Raw genomic sequence first — 18,391 nt, 5'->3', positions numbered from 1 at the left:
AGTAAGTTTTTTGGTTGTCGTAGAGACGCGATTAATCGCGTCTGTACAATAGTCAGTTGTCAGTTGCAATTAACTACCGATCGCTGACTAATGACTAATAACTATTTACTCTTGACTTTTAACCGCTTTTCCTCTTCACTGCCTTTAACAATGGGAACAGTAAAATGAAATTGACTGCCTTGGTCTTTGCCAGTTGATTCTGCCCAAATCTCACCACCCCAGCCGTTAACAATTTGACGGCATATTGCTAACCCCAAACCAGTACCGCCAGTGGTACGTCGCAGCGCTCCTTCTTCTTGATAAAAGCGGTCAAAAACTATTTCTAGACGATTGGGTTCGATGCCTCTTCCAGTGTCTGCCACTGTCACTTCAACCATTTGCTTGCTGTTACGAGTAGCTTTAATGGAGATTTCACCTTCTGGCGGTGTAAATTTACAAGCGTTATCTATGAGTTTTGCTAGGACTTCTACCAGCCAATCGCCGTCAGCTCTAACCAAAGGCAAGTTTTGGGAAATTTTAGTTTTGATTGGGGGCGGCTGTTCTACACTGGGGCGCGCCCGCAGTCGGCTGAGTGCTAAGTCTACGCATTCTTGTAAAGTCAGGGATTCGGGATGCCACTCCACTCGACCGCTTTCGAGATTGGAAAGAGTCAGGAAATCTTGTACTAGTTTCCGCATCCGTTCTGAGTCGGCAAGGGCAGTATTGAGCATTACTTGCTGCAACTCTAAGGGCATATCCGGTTCGCTGGCGAGACTTTCTAGACAAACTTGAATGGTAGATAAAGGGGTACGAAGTTCGTGCCCGGTAATGGCTATGAGGTTACTGCGGGTGCGATCGAGGGCTTCTAGTTGTTGGTTCAGGTCTTCTAAGTTAGCGTAGGCTTCTGCTTGAATCAGAGCTGCTCCCATTTGAGTTGCGATCGCTTTTACTAAATCTAACTCTCCTGATTGCCATTGATGCGGTGGCAAGTTGCAATAGTGCAATTCTACAATGCCCAACAATCGCCCTTGATACAATACTGGCTCTATCAGCCAAGAACGAATGGCAAATTTTTTGGCGATCGAGGACAGCGCTGCCGATTTGGTAACACGCGAGTCATTCATTGTATCGGCTACACAGACACCCTCGCCCTGTTGTACTACTTCCTGAAATAAGGGATTTTTCTTTAACTCCCAAGTTTGTCCGCAAATAGGTGAAACGCCAAGAATTAAAAACTCATGTTCAATTGTGGCTTTGGCATCTGTGGCTTGAGCGCGGTAAATCAGACAGCGACTAGCTCCTAGGTGCTGTCCGAGTTCTTGGACTGCAATTTGTAGCACTTCGTGCGGATCGAGCGATCGCCGAATGGCAGTACTAATGGAGTTGACTAAACGCTCTTTACGTGCTTGGGCAGTGATAGAACGGTAAGCTTTATGCAGTTTGTACTGACTAGCTTGCAGGTAAGTTACTAAGCGTTGCACAAAGGGGTCAGTATCAATATCACAAGCAAATTCAGTTATCTGGTTTACTGGCGAGTAGCTTTTAGTTTCCCCGATGCCAAATCTCTGGCGTGCATACTGAATTTTACTTGCTAAGTCTGGTCTGTAAATCAAAATCCTGTTTAATAACAATTCTGCTGCTTTAACACTGACTCCCCTTTCTGATGTCCAAATTCCCTCAAACCTGCGAGATGTGTCTGTATCCAGACTTGGATTGAACTCTGGTATTTGCTTACTTTTAGCAATGGAACCGAGACTTTCTCGACACACCAGACAAGTAGCATAATTGTCGGCAATTACCACCAAATGCCACTCTTGGCTTAAGGCATCTTCTAGCTCGAAAGCGATCTTTTCGTAGGCTTCCGAACTGTGGGTGAAATCAGTTTCTGGTGCGGACAAAACGTATATTTGATTACTTCGTTGAGCTAGTCGCAGATAGCGATGAGCTTCTTGGCGATAGTATCGCTCTCTTTGGAAGCTAGCAATTACTAGAGGTTGCTCTAAAGTTGCAGCCAAAACTTGGTCTTCCATCGCATGGGAGAGCGCCGTTAGTGAAGCCTTAAAGTATAGCTGGGGTCGCAGGTAGGGTATGGACTGTAGCAGTTCACTCAGCACGGAAGTAGCAATGCTCATGAATATCTTTAAAAGAGAGCCACAATTTGAACAAGATCCACGTCACAGATGCATTGTACAAATTACAACGGACTCTCAAGTGAAGTAGACAGTTGCAATATGTAAAGAATCCTGAATCACATTTGAGAGGAGCGATAAGAGAAGTTGCTAGAAAAAACCAGCTGCTTGCGGTGAGTTTAGCACTGTTGGTACGTTTCTCTCCAAGCCAACTTAGGGGAATAGGGAGAAAATAGCAACTTTTCTCGCTGCGATCGTTGCTGCAAAGTTAGTGTAAGAAACCAGTAGTAACGCTTTACAAAAATTAAAAATAGTTAGTCGCGTAGATATAAAGATTTGCAAGGAGAAACTAGGACTGAGGAGCGTTGATGGCTGTTCTGACAAATTTAAAAGTCTAGATTTAAAATAGACCAATAACACCAATACAGTCGTTTTTCATTCCTTGATATGCTATGGGAGCAGACGTGACATAACTGTTTGGGTTTTTATCCAAGGATTTTTTATCCGCATTGAATGCAATTACAAAACTACTTGTAAATGCTAGATGATTTAATGTTTTTGATTGGTAACTCCTCAAAGATTGTACTATTTTTTCATATTAGACGAAATTTTTAGCAACTGCGATCGCAGCTTGTACAATTGTCAAAATCAAAAATGTTTATTTAAATAAAGTTACGTATAATTGGGAATTTCTTAACCCACACACCAATACATAGACTAGTCTTTGCCATACATAAAATCTTGATGCAATTAACTTTCCTTTGGAATTTACTAGTTGTTCTGCGATCGCATCACCTCATATTTTGCCCGATGAACCATAATCAATATTTAGCTTTACATAAGTTCATTAATTTTTTTAATGAATTATTCAAATTTGATTAATTTACATAAATATCTGTCATCAAATAGAAAAATTCAGAAAGTAATTTACACAATTTTTTAGCAATGTGCTTACCTAGTATTGATAAAAAGTTGTGGATTCTCTAGATTATGATGTTTCTGAAGGTTCCGTAACTTAGGAATCAGGCGAAAATACTCGGTTTTTAAGCTTGACTTCAGATTTTAGATAACATAAGTCTATTAAGATTTGTTATGTATGTTGTATACCTATCCTTTTGCCAACAGTCTTGATGGACTGCGTATATCCTAATACTCTACCAACCCAATATTGGGTAAAGGCAAGTAGGGGGAACAGAGGGAGTGAAGAAGTCACTAAATAATAACTCTCTTACCTCTTTAGCTTGTCATCATGCAAAGTTGACTTGCCAGACTACTAGTAGTCTGTAGTAACGCTTTCAGGGTAGGGTATCGGTCTTCCCTAGGCAAACTTGAGTAATACAACACTACTTTCGAGTCAGTATGTAAGTATAAATTTAGCTTCAGTGGCTCGAATAATTTTGCTCGCGTATCTTGTTTTTACTGACCCTACTGACGCTGATACACCACGAAAATATAGACCCATAAACGGAATTTTAGCTAATGACACCGGATACACCGACGAACCCGGAAAGAATTTTACTGGACGGAAAAACTTTTATCCCAGCAGAACAATTACCTATCCCAGAGTGGCCTTGTGTTGTGAGTGAAAGACCACAACCAACTTTGACAGCTAAAGATGATGATTTATTTTTGGTAACGGATACAATTGGGAACATTTCTGGCTGTTCCCTCAATGATGGCAACCCAAGTATGGGACTGTTTTGCTGTGATACGCGATTTCTCAGTCGCTTGGAGTTACAAATTGAAGGGCGATCGCCTGTACTTCTCAGTAGTACTGCTGAGAAGGGCTTTTCACTCTCAGTTTTATGTACCAATCCGAGAATAGAAGAACGTCTAAGAGCTGAAACTGTAGGAATTCGCCGGGAAATTGTTCTCAATGGCGCACTCTTTGAAGAAATAGAGGTAGCTAACTACAGTACAACTACCGTTAGTTTTGAACTCAGTCTCAGCTTTGATGCAGATTTTATGGATTTGTTTGAAGTTAGGGGTTACGACAGAGAACAACAAGGTAGGCTTTTACGCCTAGCCGAACCAATAACAGAAGAAGGAGCATTTGCACCTGATAGCGTTGCGCCTGTGCATCATCAACCTCCTGAATCTTTGACATTAGCTTATCAAGGTCTAGATGGCTTAGTAATGGAATCGCGGATTCAATTTCAGCATCGCCAACCAGACTATTTCAAAGGTTACACGGCAATTTGGCGCTTAGATTTGGCTTCTCACGAAACTCAAAAGCTGGGCTATCGGATGAATATGTTAACTAACAATGCATCCAGTTCTACCGTAAGTGCAGCGTTTACCCTCGGACAAGCCAAAGCTGCTGAGTTAATGGAAGAACAACACTGGTTACAACAAATTACACGCATCAGCTCCGATAAGAGCGGTTTCAATCGAGTGATTGAGCGAGCCGAACAAGATATGTATTTGTTGCGTCAGTCTTTTGGCAAGTATAAAACTGTCTCTGCTGGAGTTCCTTGGTTTTCGGCGTTGTTTGGGCGCGATTCGTTAATTACAGCTTCCCAAACTTTGATGTTAAACTCGCAAATTGCCAAAGAAACCTTAATGATACTGGCAGCATATCAAGGTAAAAATGAAGACGATTGGCGCGAAGAAGAACCAGGCAAGATTTTGCACGAGTTACGCTTCGGAGAAATGGCTCGTTGTCAAGAAATTCCCCATACACCCTACTACGGTACTGTTGATGCTACTCCCCTATGGTTGATGTTGTATGCTGAATACTACGCTTGGACTCACGATGGAGAAACCCTAGAGCAACTTTGGCCAAATGCTCTGGCGGCAATGGAGTGGATAGATCGCAATTCCAAACAAACTGGCTATCTCACTTATTACCGCAAATCCAAACGAGGTCTAGATAACCAGGGATGGAAAGACTCTGGTGACTGTATTGTAGACCGTAAGGGAGAGCTAGCCAACGGCCCGATCGCTTTATGTGAAGTGCAAGCTTACGTGTATGCGGCGAAAGTGCGTTTGTCAGAAATTGCCAGAATGAAAAAACGCCTTGACTTAGCCGACTCCTGGCTAGAAGAAGCCAGAAATCTGAAAGTGCGTTTCAATAGAGATTTTTGGATGGAAGACCAAGATTTCTGCGCTTTGGCTTTGGATGGAGAAGGTAAGCAAGTCGAGAGTATTACATCCAATCCCGGACACTGTTTGCATTTGGGCATTTTCACTCCAGAAAAAGCCTACAGTGTAGCAGAGCGGTTGCGCGCGCCAGATATGTTTAATGGCTGGGGCATTCGTACCTTAAGCAGTTTGTCACCAGCTTATAATCCTATGGGCTATCACATTGGTTCGGTTTGGCCCCACGATAATGCTCTCATTGCGATGGGGTTGCGATCGCTAGGACTAATCGACCAAGCACTAGAACTCTTCCAAGGCTTGTTCGACATGACCCACCAGCAACCTTATCAACGTCCTCCAGAACTGTTTTGCGGTTACGAACGTAATGGTGATAACGCCCCTGTACAATATCCAGTTGCTTGTACGCCCCAGGCTTGGGCTACTGGCAGTATTTTTCAATTACTGCAAATGGTCGTCAATTTAGTGCCCGACGCGCAAAATAACTGCTTGCGAATTATCGACCCTGCTTTGCCAGAGTCAATTAATCGTCTGTCATTACACAATTTACGAGTCGGCCCCACCATCCTCGATTTAGAATTCGAGCGTTCTGGTAGTACTACTGCCTGCCGTGTTGCCAAAAAACGTGGCAACCTCAGAGTGGTTATCGAAGCTTAGAGGAATTAGGGAGTGGTGAATTACCCACTCCCCAAGTTCTGGGAGACTGAACTAAAAAAGCGATCGCTTCAATTGAAAAAATACTAGAAATGCGGTAAATAAAGGAATATAGCGACTCGCAAGTGAAATTACTGCCAAATGATTTGTGTATGCTTGCTGTTTTGCTCTAGTTGAACGTATTGCTGGTAAAACCTTGATAACAGCAGTATTTTCATTCCTTCAGGCGCGGATGGGTAGCTGTTTGAAATCAAATTTTGGCAAATGAGCTTGAAACCCTTTTAACATCAGGCTTGCGAACAAAATATCTCTTTTAGTAGCCGCGCACCTTGTCTAGAAAGGGTTTTAGCAATTTGCTGATTACTGGGTAACAATTTTTTATGCTATTATTACCTCATTCGCGCAACAGAACCTTGAAAACCCAATATAGATCGTATTCGAGGCGACCGCAGTTGAAATTTCACTTACTCCCTATTAGGGATTGAAACGGACTTGGAGAAGGCGATGGACTTGGAGAAGGCGGTTGAAATTTCACTTACTCCCTATTAGGGATTGAAACAGACTTGCTGACAGGAATACGAACAACTTTTGTAGTTGAAATTTCACTTACTCCCTATTAGGGATTGAAACGCACTCAGTTGAAGCAATGGTTTTGATATCTGGGTTGAAATTTCACTTACTCCCTATTAGGGATTGAAACAGCAGGGGGCATGTATCCAGGCCCGTACAACCAATCGTTGAAATTTCACTTACTCCCTATTAGGGATTGAAACAAGTGAACGCATTCTAGATATAGATGTCGGCGTTGTTGAAATTTCACTTACTCCCTATTAGGGATTGAAACGCAAGCCGCAGCAAATCGGCCCAAATACATCAATTGTTGAAATTTCACTTACTCCCTATTAGGGATTGAAACTACGATACTAAATACCGAGAATTGCTGAGGCTTGAGAGTTGAAATTTCACTTACTCCCTATTAGGGATTGAAACTAATCCGGATACAGATGGAATAGCTCTATAAAAGTTGAAATTTCACTTACTCCCTATTAGGGATTGAAACGGTTCCCCAAACTTGGATGTATTCCGCAACTCCGTTGTTGAAATTTCACTTACTCCCTATTAGGGATTGAAACTTTGACTTCTTCTCCTTTTAGTTTTTTGTTTTCTGGTTGAAATTTCACTTACTCCCTATTAGGGATTGAAACACTTTGCCGGACTTCGACGGGACAGAGATAACCTAGTTGAAATTTCACTTACTCCCTATTAGGGATTGAAACAACCGCAGATATCAGAGGAAACGTGTTCCGGTGCCGTGTTGAAATTTCACTTACTCCCTATTAGGGATTGAAACAATCTGTCTTTCGACTATTATCTTGGGCCTGACAGTTGAAATTTCACTTACTCCCTATTAGGGATTGAAACCTGTTTATAGCAATGCTGCTAAGACGCGCAACATTAGTTGAAATTTCACTTACTCCCTATTAGGGATTGAAACATTAGATTGCTAAGTCCGAATACGATTTGTTAAAGTTGAAATTTCACTTACTCCCTATTAGGGATTGAAACGTATTCGCGTATCTTCATAGCACCACCGCAACTGGTTGAAATTTCACTTACTCCCTATTAGGGATTGAAACACAATTCAACGGCGAGAAAATTATCTCAGATTGGTTGAAATTTCACTTACTCCCTATTAGGGATTGAAACAGCTAATGATAGACCCATCGAAATTATGAAAAGGGTTGAAATTTCACTTAATCCCTATTAGGGATTGAAACCAAGGGTTCGACGACGTAAACCGTGGAGGAAAAAAGTTGAAATTTCACTTAATCCCTATTCGGGATTGAAACATTCTTCTAATGGATACAGTATTGATTGCTCAAAGCCACCAAGCAATTGGTTATTACTCAGCACTCAGCACTCAGCACTCAGCACTTTGCTATATATTCAAAGATTTTCAACTTGTAGCTGAGTATCTGTATTTTTCCATACCGTAGCAAATTCTTTTTGTACGAGTTGAGCAACCTCATCTTTGCCTTGTGCCTGTAAACTTGCTTGCAAGCCAAATAAAGAACGTCCATTATGAGGATACTTTTCTAAATCGGCCCGAAAAACTTTCTCTGCTTGTGCATAGTCACCCTTAGCTAATAGCACGCCGCCTAAAAATTCTCGTGAGGGAAAGTACCAATCTGGTGGTTCTACATAATCAAGGGCATCTTCTGCTACTACTGCTTGTTGCAGGAAGTCGATCGCAGATTCGTAGTCATGCTTGGTTTTGGCAATTTTACCATCCAAAATTTTTGCCGCGATGTTGAGAATCCGATTAGCAGGACTAAAGCCAATGGTTGCTTCAGCAGGAATTGTCTGTTTAGCAACTAGCAAGGCATGACTTTCACTAATTGCATCTTCTAGTTTTCCTGTGGCGGCGTTTGCCATTCCGCGAGCAAAATGCCAGAGTGCATTAGTCGTAGGTAGTTTGATATCAGGCGCAGGAGTTTTGCAGATGGCATCCCAGTCACCAAACCGCGTCTGAATTAGCATTTTGCTACCAAGGAATCCCTCCAGCATAGGTAAATATGGATCGATAGAGGCAGCATTTGTCACTAACCTATCGGCAGCTTGCAAAGCATCTTGATATCTTCCTGCCATGCTGCTGGCTACCATTAGAAAATGAATGTTGTGGTTATAGTACATCAGGGGGTAAATACCCCGGACTTTATTATTTTTAATATAGATGTCGTCTTGGGCGATCGCTCGTTCGTTTGCTAACATCGCCTTTTTATAATCTCCCACACGAAAATAAATATGGGAAGGCATATGTACTAGATGTCCCGCAGCGGGAACTAGGGTTTCCAGTCGTTTAGCACTTGGGAGAGCGCGTTCTGGGGAAAGCGATGCTTCTACAGCATGGATGTAGTAATGATTAGCTCCGGGATTGTCTGGATCGCGTTGGAGTACGGATTCTAAAACAGCTACAATCTCTTTTGTATCTGCCTGTGGTTTGCCATCATGGCTCCAAAGTTGCCAGGGATGTAAATCCATCAAGCTTTCAGCGTAAAGTGTTGCTGCATCTAAGTCATCGGGATAGCGCTTGGCTAAAGCTGCCATTGCTTTAGCATAGTCCACCGCTAGTTGATGTAAATCTGCATGGGGATCGTTGGAGTAACGCTTTGCTAAAGCAGCGATATAATCCTGTTCTGCAATTGTTGCTTGGTTAGAAAGTGCTAAAGCTTGCTGGATTGTTTGATATGAAACTCGTTCTCGCTCAGGATCTATATCTAAATTAATATTGGCTCCCAAAGCAAGGGCAATACCCCAATATGCCATTGCCATTTGCGGATCGAGTTCGGCAGCATGTTGAAAAGAACGTACTGCTTCATCATGATTGAAAGCGTAAATTAAATTCAATCCTTGCTCGAAAAACTTTTGCGCTTCGGGATTACTAGTAGAAACAGCATGGTAGTGCGTTCCCAGTCCAGGTATCAAATTATGAGGCTGCTTGGCTTGGGCAAGTGCCTCGCTGGGAATGATTAATAATAATACAAGCGCCCAAAGGATAAATAAGTACTTCATGTTCGCGATGTTTAGTTTTCTAATTGTTACTATTTATCAATATTTATTGCATTAAATACAAGTCTTCGTATCGATGTATGTATGTATGTGCTTTAACTCCGTATGAAAACCAAGAATAACTGTTAAAAAATTCACAGTTGTTTTGAAATGATTTATGCAAATACCTTAAATTTTAAGGGGAATTGTAATTTCGCAATTTAATTTGCTTCCTGAATCAATTGTAGAGATAGAAAGCGCTAAGAGGTGATTTATAAAGTAAACCTGAAATTGTAGGGTGCGTTATGGCAACGCTTAACGCACCGAGAAACATGGTGCGTTACGGCTGATTCTTACTATCTTAAACTCTCAAATCCTTACGCAGCCGTAACACAACGCCAGTTGCTGTAGCCTGTGAAACCCGTCCACCCTTCGGGTTCAGCAGTCCCCCATCGACGGGAACCGCCAAGATGGGGGCTGCTTCACCGCACTGGCTCCTCTACCTTAATATTTACTTTATAAATAGTCTCTTAAGACTGGTTTTAACTTAACAGTTGGTTGATTTTTTAATTCGTCAATCACAACAAAGCGAATGTCTCGCTTTTCAGCTATTAGCTTTATTCCTACTTGTTGAAGATTTAAAAAGTCTAATCCTTGTTCTTTTCCACTAAGCAAGAAATCATTAATAGCAACTTTGTAAGTTTGTTTAAAATCAAGAGGTTTGCCGTTAATTAACCAATTGCCTGAATTTGATTGTTGAGTTACTTTAGCTGTTTGTAAATAGCCACCAGAGCCTTTATTAACTTGACCTCGATCCAATACTCTTTTTAATAACACGCCATTCATCTCTACGGCTACAACTTTGCCACCAAAGGGTAGTATACGAATTACATCGTATTGAGTAATTGCACCTGCTGGAATCACATCATCAATCCGAATTGAACCGCTATTAAATATGGCTAAATCTGCATTTGGTACTTCCTTCAACATTGCTGAAGCAATTAACTCTGTCAGCTTCGTAGATTTGTTGCGGACGCTAGATTCTAAACCATCTAAAGCATCTGGAATTTTGGCAATTTTCTGTTCTGGCTCAAAACCACTAGCGCGAAAGGCTTGATAACCTCGTTCTAGCCATTCTTTAACCACTTTGGCGGTTTTGGGTTCGTCGGGGATTTTGTCGGTAATCGGGATTAAACGAGAGTTAATCTGAAGGTTGTGCCCGATTGTATCGTAGCTCAATTTGTGAACGTATACTGTACGAGCATTAGCATCTGCTTTAAAAATCGGTGTAAAGTCCCGACCCCGCCATTGCTGGATATTTTCGTGTTCGTGACCGCCAATAATAATATCAATTTCGGGTACAGTTTCCGCCAGTAGACGATCGCTTTCAATTGGCAAATGGGTAATAGCAACGATAATATCAACTTTACCCTTGAGTGCCTGAACCTGCTGTTTGGCTGTGGCAATCGGATCGGTGTAACTGGCGTAGCCAGACCGATTGCTATTAAGAGTCACGCCAATTAATCCTACCCTAACCACAGCCCCGCGATCGCCTTTGACATTAAATACAAGCGATCGGGGAACTCCTTTAAAAGGTTGCCCTTTACGATCTGATACATTACTGGAAATCCAGCGAAAGCGAGATTCTTGCAATCGTTGATAAAAAAGGTTTTCTGGGAGGTCAAATTCATGATTGCCAAAAGTCGCATAGTCAAACCCCAAGGTATTCATTACAGCCACCATTTGTTGACCTGCTAAGGGTATACCGTTAATTTTGGCAGTTCCTAAAGCCGAAGGGCTAAAGGCATCTCCAGCTAAAATTGTGTAGGTGCGAGGGTTTTCCTTGTAAAGTTGTTGTCGTAGGGTAGCGACACGGGCCAAACCACCGCGAGTTCCCCCTTCTACAGGAGTAATTTCATAGATATCATTCAGTTGCAGCAGGTTAATATTAACGATTTCTGCCAATACAGGAGTAGCAAAAGTGACTGTCACTGCTATCTGTAAAACTACGCTGCAAACCTTGGGGAAAAGTTTCATATTTAGCTTTGAGTAATTCGCGATCTACGGAATCGATTTTAAGCGTTACTGTTTATCAAAGCTAGTGCAAAAGTCAAGAAGAGGCAAAGGAGAAACCCCATATATGAGAAACTGCGATCGCACCATTACCATCATCATTAAAGCGATCGCTTTAGTCCTGTCAAAGTGACAAAAATATCATAATTGGCAATGAAAAAAAGGAAATAGTTAGGAGGGAAGTTAAGAGTTAAGCATTACTAATTCATCCTTCTTAACTCATAACTTTTAACTAATTACTCGTATAGCGATCGAAGCATAGGTTAAGACAGTGTTGATTGCTTAAAGGCATCAAGTAACTGGGTTTATACTCAGCACTCAGTACTTCGCTGTAACTTAACTTCTAAAACCCAAAGCCACTAAAGTTATAACCAACTCCTATCATCAAGCCGATATTGGTATCATCCAAAAATCCGGCATTCACAGCAGCTGTTGCTGTAAATTGCTGATTTAGAGGTACATCAATACCGCCAGTCACTAAGAAGCCAACTTGCGAGTTATCGCCAGTGGAAATAGCTGCACCTGCTCCGATATAAGGCGCTATAGCTAATGGTTCGTTAAACGGATCTGCTTGCTTGAAGGAAAAGTCGTAGGTGAGGGGAAGAAGAATTGTCGTATTGTCCCCAAACACTGCTGATGGTCTGAATGAGAAGGTATTTGTGAGACCGATTTTGCTGATAGCCGCAAAATTACCATCACCTAAAGATGCGCTATTACCATCAAGACCAATGTTACCAGCGACACCGATATAGCTTCTACCACCACGCGTAGGTCTGCCAATATCAATATTTGATTGTGCCACTACAGGAGCCGGTGGAGCGGAAGTTGCTGAAGTAGGTTCTGCATACTCAGATGTTTCAGGTGTTAATGCGCCTGATGAGGTTGCAACTGTACCTGGAACAGGTGTAAGTGTGCGACTGGCGCTTTCTTGCGCGCTAACACTGGGAAACTGTTGCAATGCAGTAGAATCAGATGTTTGTGTTTGATTGGCAGGTGTCTCAGTGGAGAGTTCCTGGCTCTTAGTCTCTAATTCAGTATTCGACTGGTTAGAAGACACAGCAGTTACAGCAGGTTCTATTAACTGCTGGCTGCTAACATTGTCCGTCGTCTGAGCTTTGGCAGAGAAGCCACTACCTAGAACTACAACAGCCACTATGGGCAACAAAACACCTTTACGAAGAAAAATAGTATTCACATTCACTCCTAACAGAATCTTGCCACATATAGAAGAACTTGGGCAATATTCAAACTTTAACACCAGAAAATCAGTTTTTCCATCCTGAAAAGGGAGTAACTTTTTAGATGGTATTTTAAAAAATTAAATAATCTATTCTAATTTTGAGTCAGGAAAAAATCAGCAGACATCAGCATTTTTGTAATTAATCTTGCTTCAGGTTCAAGCTTCTATTCTTTGAATATATAATTAAAAAATAGTTTAACTAGTTATGATAATAACCGCAGCCCTTGCGGTATTCAACAGTTACAAAATATAGAAATTAATTGGTATAAGATAATTGAGGATTGTGTCACAGTCCAAAGAGAAAAAATGTTCAAGGGAAAAGGGAAAAAGAATGAGTTTTTACCCCTTATCCTTTTCCCAAGCAAACCCTCCCCTCACCTCTAACTGTCGCTGCTTAGAGACTGTTAATTGCTTCGACAACTAGCTTAGAGACAAAGGGCAAAATAGCTCGGTTTTGAGCATGTGCTTTACCTTCAGTAAATACCACTAAGATGTAAGGGCGTTTTTGCTCTGGTAGCTCGATATAAGCTGCATCGTGGCGGACTTGACTTGTCCAGCCTGCCTTTGACCAAATTTGGGCATCTTGGGGAAGACCACCACCCAAAAAGCCTGTCACTTGATCTTCTTCCATATCTGTAGGCAAATCATCAGGTTTGAGACTGCGTTTGAGTAAAGCCATCATCGCTTGCGATCGCCCACTGGAAACTGCTACCCCACCGACAATACTATGTAATAAACGCGCGATCGCATTTGTCGTCACCATATTACGATTGTCTAGCATTTCTCCATAAAACGCTCGCTCTCGCCCATAAGGCCCGTCGCCCCAAGTTTTTTGGCAAACGTTAATTGTCGCCATTTCCTCCCAGCCTAAAGACTGGTAATAGCGGTTGACAATATTACGTTGATACTTCCAAGTCTCAAAGGGGCCAGTGGATAACTCTGGCCCTGATGTCGTACCGCTCAAGATATCTACAACTAAGCTGGTGGCATCATTGCTAGAATCGACAATCATATCCCGCAAAGCGCGCTCCAACTCTTTGGAAGGTTGGCTCATACCTTTTTCTAGCCATTCATTGACTGCCACTAGATAAAATAATTTGACTACACTTGCAGGGTAAATGCGCTCAACACCGCGATACGTAAAACCACGGACGGGGTGATTCCAAAAAGCATCTGGAGTCAAAGCGCCACCAGTGTTTACCGGGACTGGCGGATCGTAAACAATCCAAGTTAGTGCTATTTGGTTGCGGGCCAAAGTCCCAAATGCTGACCAAGTTGACTCTAAAATGCCATTACCAAGATTTTCAAGTTGTTCGTCTTTTCTAAAAAAAATCATTGTTAGCTATTCACCTAAGAAGAATGCTTTCTAATCCAAAATCCGAAATCCAAAATCCCAAATTGGGAGAATACCAGTGTCCCGCTAACCTGAATTTATATGATTCTCCTGACTGTACGCGCTTGGCAACTCAAGCTGCCACTGGGCGACATTTACAGGTAACATCAAATCATCAGGCTTCAGCAGTTGAGGTGTATTTATGTGAAGATGACTATCCAGGGTGGGTATCTCTTGCTGATTTGGATTTATTACAACCTGCTACTGTACCTTATCAAGCTAAATTATTTTCTGAATTTGATATTAAAAAACTGCTACCAGAGGTCATCGCTTTTACTCAAAAAGCGATGCAACAGCCAAATTATTACCTTTGGGGTGGAACGGTGGGGCCAAACTACGATTGTTCTGGGTTAATGCAAGCGGCATTTGTTTCAGTGGGTGTTTGGTTGCCTAGAGATGCCTATCAGCAGGAAGATTTTACTCAGACAATTGCGATTGCCGAATTAGAACCAGGCGATTTAATTTTTTTCGGCACTCCTGAAAAAGCCACTCATGTGGCCCTTTATCTGGCAGATGGTTACTACATCCATAGTTCTGGCAAGACTCAGGGACGAGACGGTATTGGGATTGATATTCTCTCGGAACAGGGAGATACAGTGAGTCAGTCATACTATCAGCAGCTGCGAGGTGCTGGCAGAGTTATTCAAAGTTACGAACCACAGAGGCGCTGAGGAATTATGAGGAGTGGGTTGGTTTCTGGAGAAATCGATGAGGAGAATGGGGCGATTTTAAGAACTGTTCCCGATGTTTCGGTGGTAGTGCCAGTACGCGATGAAGTAGAAAGTTTACCGCTGTTATTGGAAGCGATCGCATCTACTTTAGCTGCTAGTCAGTTAAATTATGAAATTATTTGTGTGGATGATGGTTCCACAGATGGTTCGGCAGAATTTCTCAAAGAACAAGCGCAAATCCGCAATGATTTAAAGGTGGTGATTTTACGTCGCAATTACGGTCAAACGGCGGCGATGGCGGCTGGGTTTAATTATGCCCTAGGCAAAGCGATCGTGACTTTAGATGCTGACCTCCAGAACGATCCGGCTGACATCCCAATGTTATTAGCCAAGCTAGATGAAGGTTACGATTTGGTGAGCGGATGGCGGCAAAAACGCCAAGATGGCGCAATAAATCGGTTGCTTCCTTCTAAAATTGCCAACTGGTTAATTCGGCGTACTACTAGCGTAAATATTCACGACTATGGCTGTTCTTTAAAAGCCTATCGTGCAGAATTAACAGCAGATATGAACCTTTACGGGGAACTCCACCGATTTTTACCTGCTTTAGCCTACATCGAAGGGGCAAGAATTACCGAAATGCCCGTGCGACACCACGCGCGTCGTTTCGGTCAGAGTAAATATGGTTTGTCGCGGACGTTCCGGGTATTGATGGATTTGCTAACCATCTTATTTATGAAAAAGTTTCTCACGCGCCCAATGCACGTTTTTGGGCTGTTGGGTTTAACTTCAATAATTGCCGGGGCATCGATTGGTATTTACCTGACTTTTGTGAAGTTGGCTTGGCACGAAAACATTGGCAATCGTCCTTTGCTAATCTTGGCAGTTCTGTTGTTAGTAACTGGAGTGCAACTGTTTTGCTTTGGTCTTCTAGCAGAGTTGCTCATGCGTACATACCATGAATCCCAAAATCGCCCCATCTATCGCGTGCGGGAAGTCGTAGCAAAAAATGTTAAGTAAGGTAACAATATCTATGACACACACTTAGCATTACATAGCATCTACCTTGAAAGCTTTTCATACCTTTGACGCGCATTTGCGGCTAAACCTGCTGATTTTATTTACAGCAGGTTTATTATTCTGGTCGAGCCTGGGTTCGATATTACCAACTTTACCGCTCTACATCGAGGATTTGGGCGGCAGTAAACAAGAAATAGGAATGGTGGTCGGTAGTTTCGGGATCGGATTATTGTTATTTCGTCCGATGCTAGGACGGTTAGCGGATCGATATGGTCGAAAACTGCTGTTGTTAATTGGTGCAATCGTAGCTGCGATCGCGCCCTTTGGCTATTTAATATTCACCTCGATTCCTCTATTGATGTTGGTGCGCGTCTTTCATGGCATTAGTATCGCTGCTTTTGGTACTGGTTATAGTGCTTTGGTCGCGGATTTAGCTCCACTCAAACAGCGCGGTGAAATTATTAGTTATATGAGTCTGACAGCTCCCATTGGTCTAGCATTCGGCCCGGCCTTGGGAGGGTATTTAGAACAGACAAGCGGTAGTTACGCAATAATATTTTTATTAGCGGCAGAATTAGCTTTTATTGGAGTGTTGGGAGCGATCCAAATTATTAATCCACCGCTACAAACACAGCAACAAGCCTTAAGAAATAACGGCAAATTTTGGCAAATTTTAGTGAGTCCGCGAGTTAGAATACCGGCTATAGTGATGTTGCTGGGTGGTTTGGCGGTTGGTGCAATACATACATTTGTGCCTTTATTTATTAAATCTACTGGGGTAGATTTAAATGTTGGCTTGTTTTTTACCGTGGGAGCAATTTCTAGTTTTAGTTTTCGGATATTTGTTGGTCGAGCCAGCGATCGCTTTGGTCGCGGTTTATTTGTAAGCTTTGGTATGCTGGCTTACACTTTATCTTTACTGCTGCTGTGGCAAGCTCACAGTATTAGCACTTTCTTGGTAGCTGCGATCGTTGAAGGGCTTGGTGGAGGAACGCTATTTTCAATGATTACTACTATGATGGCAGACCGCTCTTTGCCCCAAGAACGCGGGCAAATTTTTGCAATATGTATAGCAGGATTTGACTTCGGACTGGCGATCGCAGCTCCGATTTTGGCTTATCTTGCCGAACAAGTAGGCTATCCCAACATGTATGGCTACAGTGCTGGTTTAACTTTATTAGGTCTGATTATCTTCTTTACCCTGTCTAATAAAAACGTGAGTAGTTCCATACGTTTTGCACTGGGTCGAGGTGAAGATGCTTACTCATTAAATAAGTTATGAATTAGAAGTTTTTATGCCTCACTCCTAATTCTTGTACAGACGCGATTAATCGTCTAACTCTTGTAAAGACGCGATTAATCGCGTCTCTCCTAAAAACGGGCGAGGAGGGATTCGAACCCCCGACACCGTGGTCCGTAGCCACGTGCTCTAGTCCACTGAGCTACACGCCCTTGCCAGAAAATTATATTAACACGTATCGCCAAAATGACGCAAGACAATACTTTATCTAATCCTACCAACTTAACCCATTTGGATAACCAAGGACAGGCACAGATGGTGGATGTTTCGGGTAAAATACCAACTATCCGTCAGGCAGTAGCAGCTGCCAGGGTGCGAATGTCACCAGAAACTTTTGCTGCGATCCAAGCTGGTAATGCTCCAAAAGGGGATGTGTTAGCAACAGCCAAATTAGCTGGGATTATGGCAGCCAAACAAACAGCTGTTTTGATTCCCTTGTGTCATCCTTTACCACTACAAAAAATTACAGTTGAAGTTATACCCGATTCCCAGCTACCTGGTTATGAAATTCATGCCACAGTCAAAACCAAAGCCGAAACAGGTGTGGAGATGGAAGCTTTAACTGCCGTTTCTGTGGCGGCGCTGACTTTATACGATATGGCAAAAGCTTTAGAAAAGTCGATTCAAATTGAATCAATTCGATTAATTAGTAAGACTGGCGGTAAATCAGGAGATTATTGCCCGCCAGAACCATAGTTTATTCTATTTCACCTAGAGCTTTGTTGAGATCGGTGGGACTTTCAAACTGGTCGTTGTCTGGTAACTTCTCTAATAGGGAAATTATCTCCCGGTCAGCTCCCTGTTGTTTAGCGTGATTAATTAATACTTGCTTATCAGCAGGATAGTCAACACCTTTCAAATGTTTTTGTATTGAAACTGGATTTGCCTTAGCCATTGTCATATACCTCTAAAGGTTATTTACATATTCGCCAGTGAATGTATTTACTCCCTCTATCGCAAAGATGAATCATTTTTTACTGACAATGATTAAAAGGTCACCCAATTGATTGATGAGCCAAATTTATATATTTGATAGTTTTTCGGGTGAGCAATAGTTAGGCTAGCTAATTAATAAATTGAATAAGTAAAATTCCTCAATCCCCTTTAGCCAGATTATTACCGGTCAGCAACAGGGTGTAGGGGGTAGGGGGTAGGGTGTAGTGAAGACGGCACTATCTGGGGGTTACAAGCCCCCAGATAGTGCCATCGTCTTAAAAAGCTTAGGATTGTATCAATACGGTTGTTGGGGCTATCTCTTCCCCCACACCCCACACCCTACACCCC

General features: G+C 42.3%; 11 protein-coding genes, 1 tRNA gene and 1 CRISPR repeat array. Of the genes, 5 read left to right on the top strand and 7 right to left on the bottom strand.

Annotated features, from left to right (window positions below):
• Nucleotides 1-101: 101 nt before the first annotated feature.
• Nucleotides 102-2,111: a DICT sensory domain-containing protein gene (locus I8752_RS12870; protein ID WP_214432716.1), complete on the bottom strand. Its 2,010-nt coding sequence runs from the start codon at nucleotides 2,109-2,111 to the stop codon at nucleotides 102-104.
• A 1,476-nt stretch (nucleotides 2,112-3,587) separates the two neighbouring features.
• Between I8752_RS12870 and I8752_RS12865 the strand changes: the two genes are divergently transcribed.
• Nucleotides 3,588-5,864 carry an amylo-alpha-1,6-glucosidase gene (locus I8752_RS12865; RefSeq protein WP_214432715.1) on the top strand — a complete coding sequence of 759 codons (2,277 nt, stop codon included), beginning with the start codon at nucleotides 3,588-3,590 and terminating at the stop codon, nucleotides 5,862-5,864.
• Between the two features lie 448 nt (nucleotides 5,865-6,312).
• Nucleotides 6,313-7,711: direct repeats of the CRISPR family, unit length 37 nt; unit sequence GTTGAAATTTCACTTACTCCCTATTAGGGATTGAAAC.
• 97 nt (nucleotides 7,712-7,808) lie between these two features.
• Here I8752_RS12865 and I8752_RS12860 read toward each other — a convergent pair.
• The 4 genes from I8752_RS12860 to I8752_RS12845 all read right to left on the bottom strand — a co-directional run bounded on the left by I8752_RS12860 (nucleotide 7,809) and on the right by I8752_RS12845 (nucleotide 14,059).
• Nucleotides 7,809-9,434, bottom strand: coding sequence for a tetratricopeptide repeat protein (locus I8752_RS12860; protein ID WP_214432714.1), 1,626 nt, complete (start codon nucleotides 9,432-9,434; stop codon nucleotides 7,809-7,811).
• Nucleotides 9,435-9,926: 492 nt separating this feature from the next.
• Nucleotides 9,927-11,402, bottom strand: a complete 1,476-nt coding sequence (locus tag I8752_RS12855) for a bifunctional metallophosphatase/5'-nucleotidase (RefSeq protein ID WP_318780839.1) — start codon at nucleotides 11,400-11,402, stop codon at nucleotides 9,927-9,929.
• Nucleotides 11,403-11,826: 424 nt separating this feature from the next.
• Nucleotides 11,827-12,678: a hypothetical protein gene (locus I8752_RS12850; RefSeq protein WP_214432712.1), complete on the bottom strand. Its 852-nt coding sequence runs from the start codon at nucleotides 12,676-12,678 to the stop codon at nucleotides 11,827-11,829.
• Between the two features lie 439 nt (nucleotides 12,679-13,117).
• Entirely contained in the window at nucleotides 13,118-14,059 is a 942-nt protein-coding gene (locus I8752_RS12845; RefSeq protein ID WP_214432711.1) for a serine hydrolase, read from the bottom strand.
• Between the two features lie 23 nt (nucleotides 14,060-14,082).
• Here I8752_RS12845 and I8752_RS12840 point away from each other — a divergent pair, with 23 nt between their 5' ends.
• The 3 genes from I8752_RS12840 to I8752_RS12830 are packed head-to-tail and all read left to right on the top strand — an operon-like array spanning nucleotide 14,083 to nucleotide 17,089.
• Nucleotides 14,083-14,787: a C40 family peptidase gene (locus I8752_RS12840; RefSeq protein WP_214432710.1), complete on the top strand. Its 705-nt coding sequence runs from the start codon at nucleotides 14,083-14,085 to the stop codon at nucleotides 14,785-14,787.
• A 6-nt stretch (nucleotides 14,788-14,793) separates the two neighbouring features.
• Nucleotides 14,794-15,807: a glycosyltransferase family 2 protein gene (locus I8752_RS12835; RefSeq protein ID WP_214432709.1), complete on the top strand. Its 1,014-nt coding sequence runs from the start codon at nucleotides 14,794-14,796 to the stop codon at nucleotides 15,805-15,807.
• A 46-nt stretch (nucleotides 15,808-15,853) separates the two neighbouring features.
• On the top strand, nucleotides 15,854-17,089 hold the full coding sequence (locus I8752_RS12830; RefSeq protein WP_214432708.1) for an MFS transporter: 1,236 nt from the start codon (nucleotides 15,854-15,856) through the stop codon (nucleotides 17,087-17,089).
• Nucleotides 17,090-17,185: 96 nt separating this feature from the next.
• Here I8752_RS12830 and I8752_RS12825 read toward each other — a convergent pair.
• Nucleotides 17,186-17,259 (bottom strand) — tRNA-Arg (locus I8752_RS12825).
• Between the two features lie 34 nt (nucleotides 17,260-17,293).
• On the opposite strand from I8752_RS12825, the gene moaC reads away from it, so the two are divergent.
• Nucleotides 17,294-17,803, top strand: a complete 510-nt coding sequence (gene moaC / locus I8752_RS12820) for a cyclic pyranopterin monophosphate synthase MoaC (protein ID WP_214432707.1) — start codon at nucleotides 17,294-17,296, stop codon at nucleotides 17,801-17,803.
• A 1-nt stretch (nucleotide 17,804) separates the two neighbouring features.
• Here moaC and I8752_RS12815 read toward each other — a convergent pair whose 3' ends face one another.
• On the bottom strand, nucleotides 17,805-18,002 hold the full coding sequence (locus I8752_RS12815; protein ID WP_214432706.1) for a DUF2795 domain-containing protein: 198 nt from the start codon (nucleotides 18,000-18,002) through the stop codon (nucleotides 17,805-17,807).
• Nucleotides 18,003-18,391: the final 389 nt, after the last annotated feature.

This window comes from Dendronalium phyllosphericum CENA369 (assembly GCF_016056275.1).
Lineage (GTDB): Bacteria > Cyanobacteriota > Cyanobacteriia > Cyanobacteriales > Nostocaceae > Dendronalium > Dendronalium phyllosphericum.
Note: the sequence above shows the minus strand (reverse complement) of the source record. Positions and strands in the feature narration are given on the sequence as shown.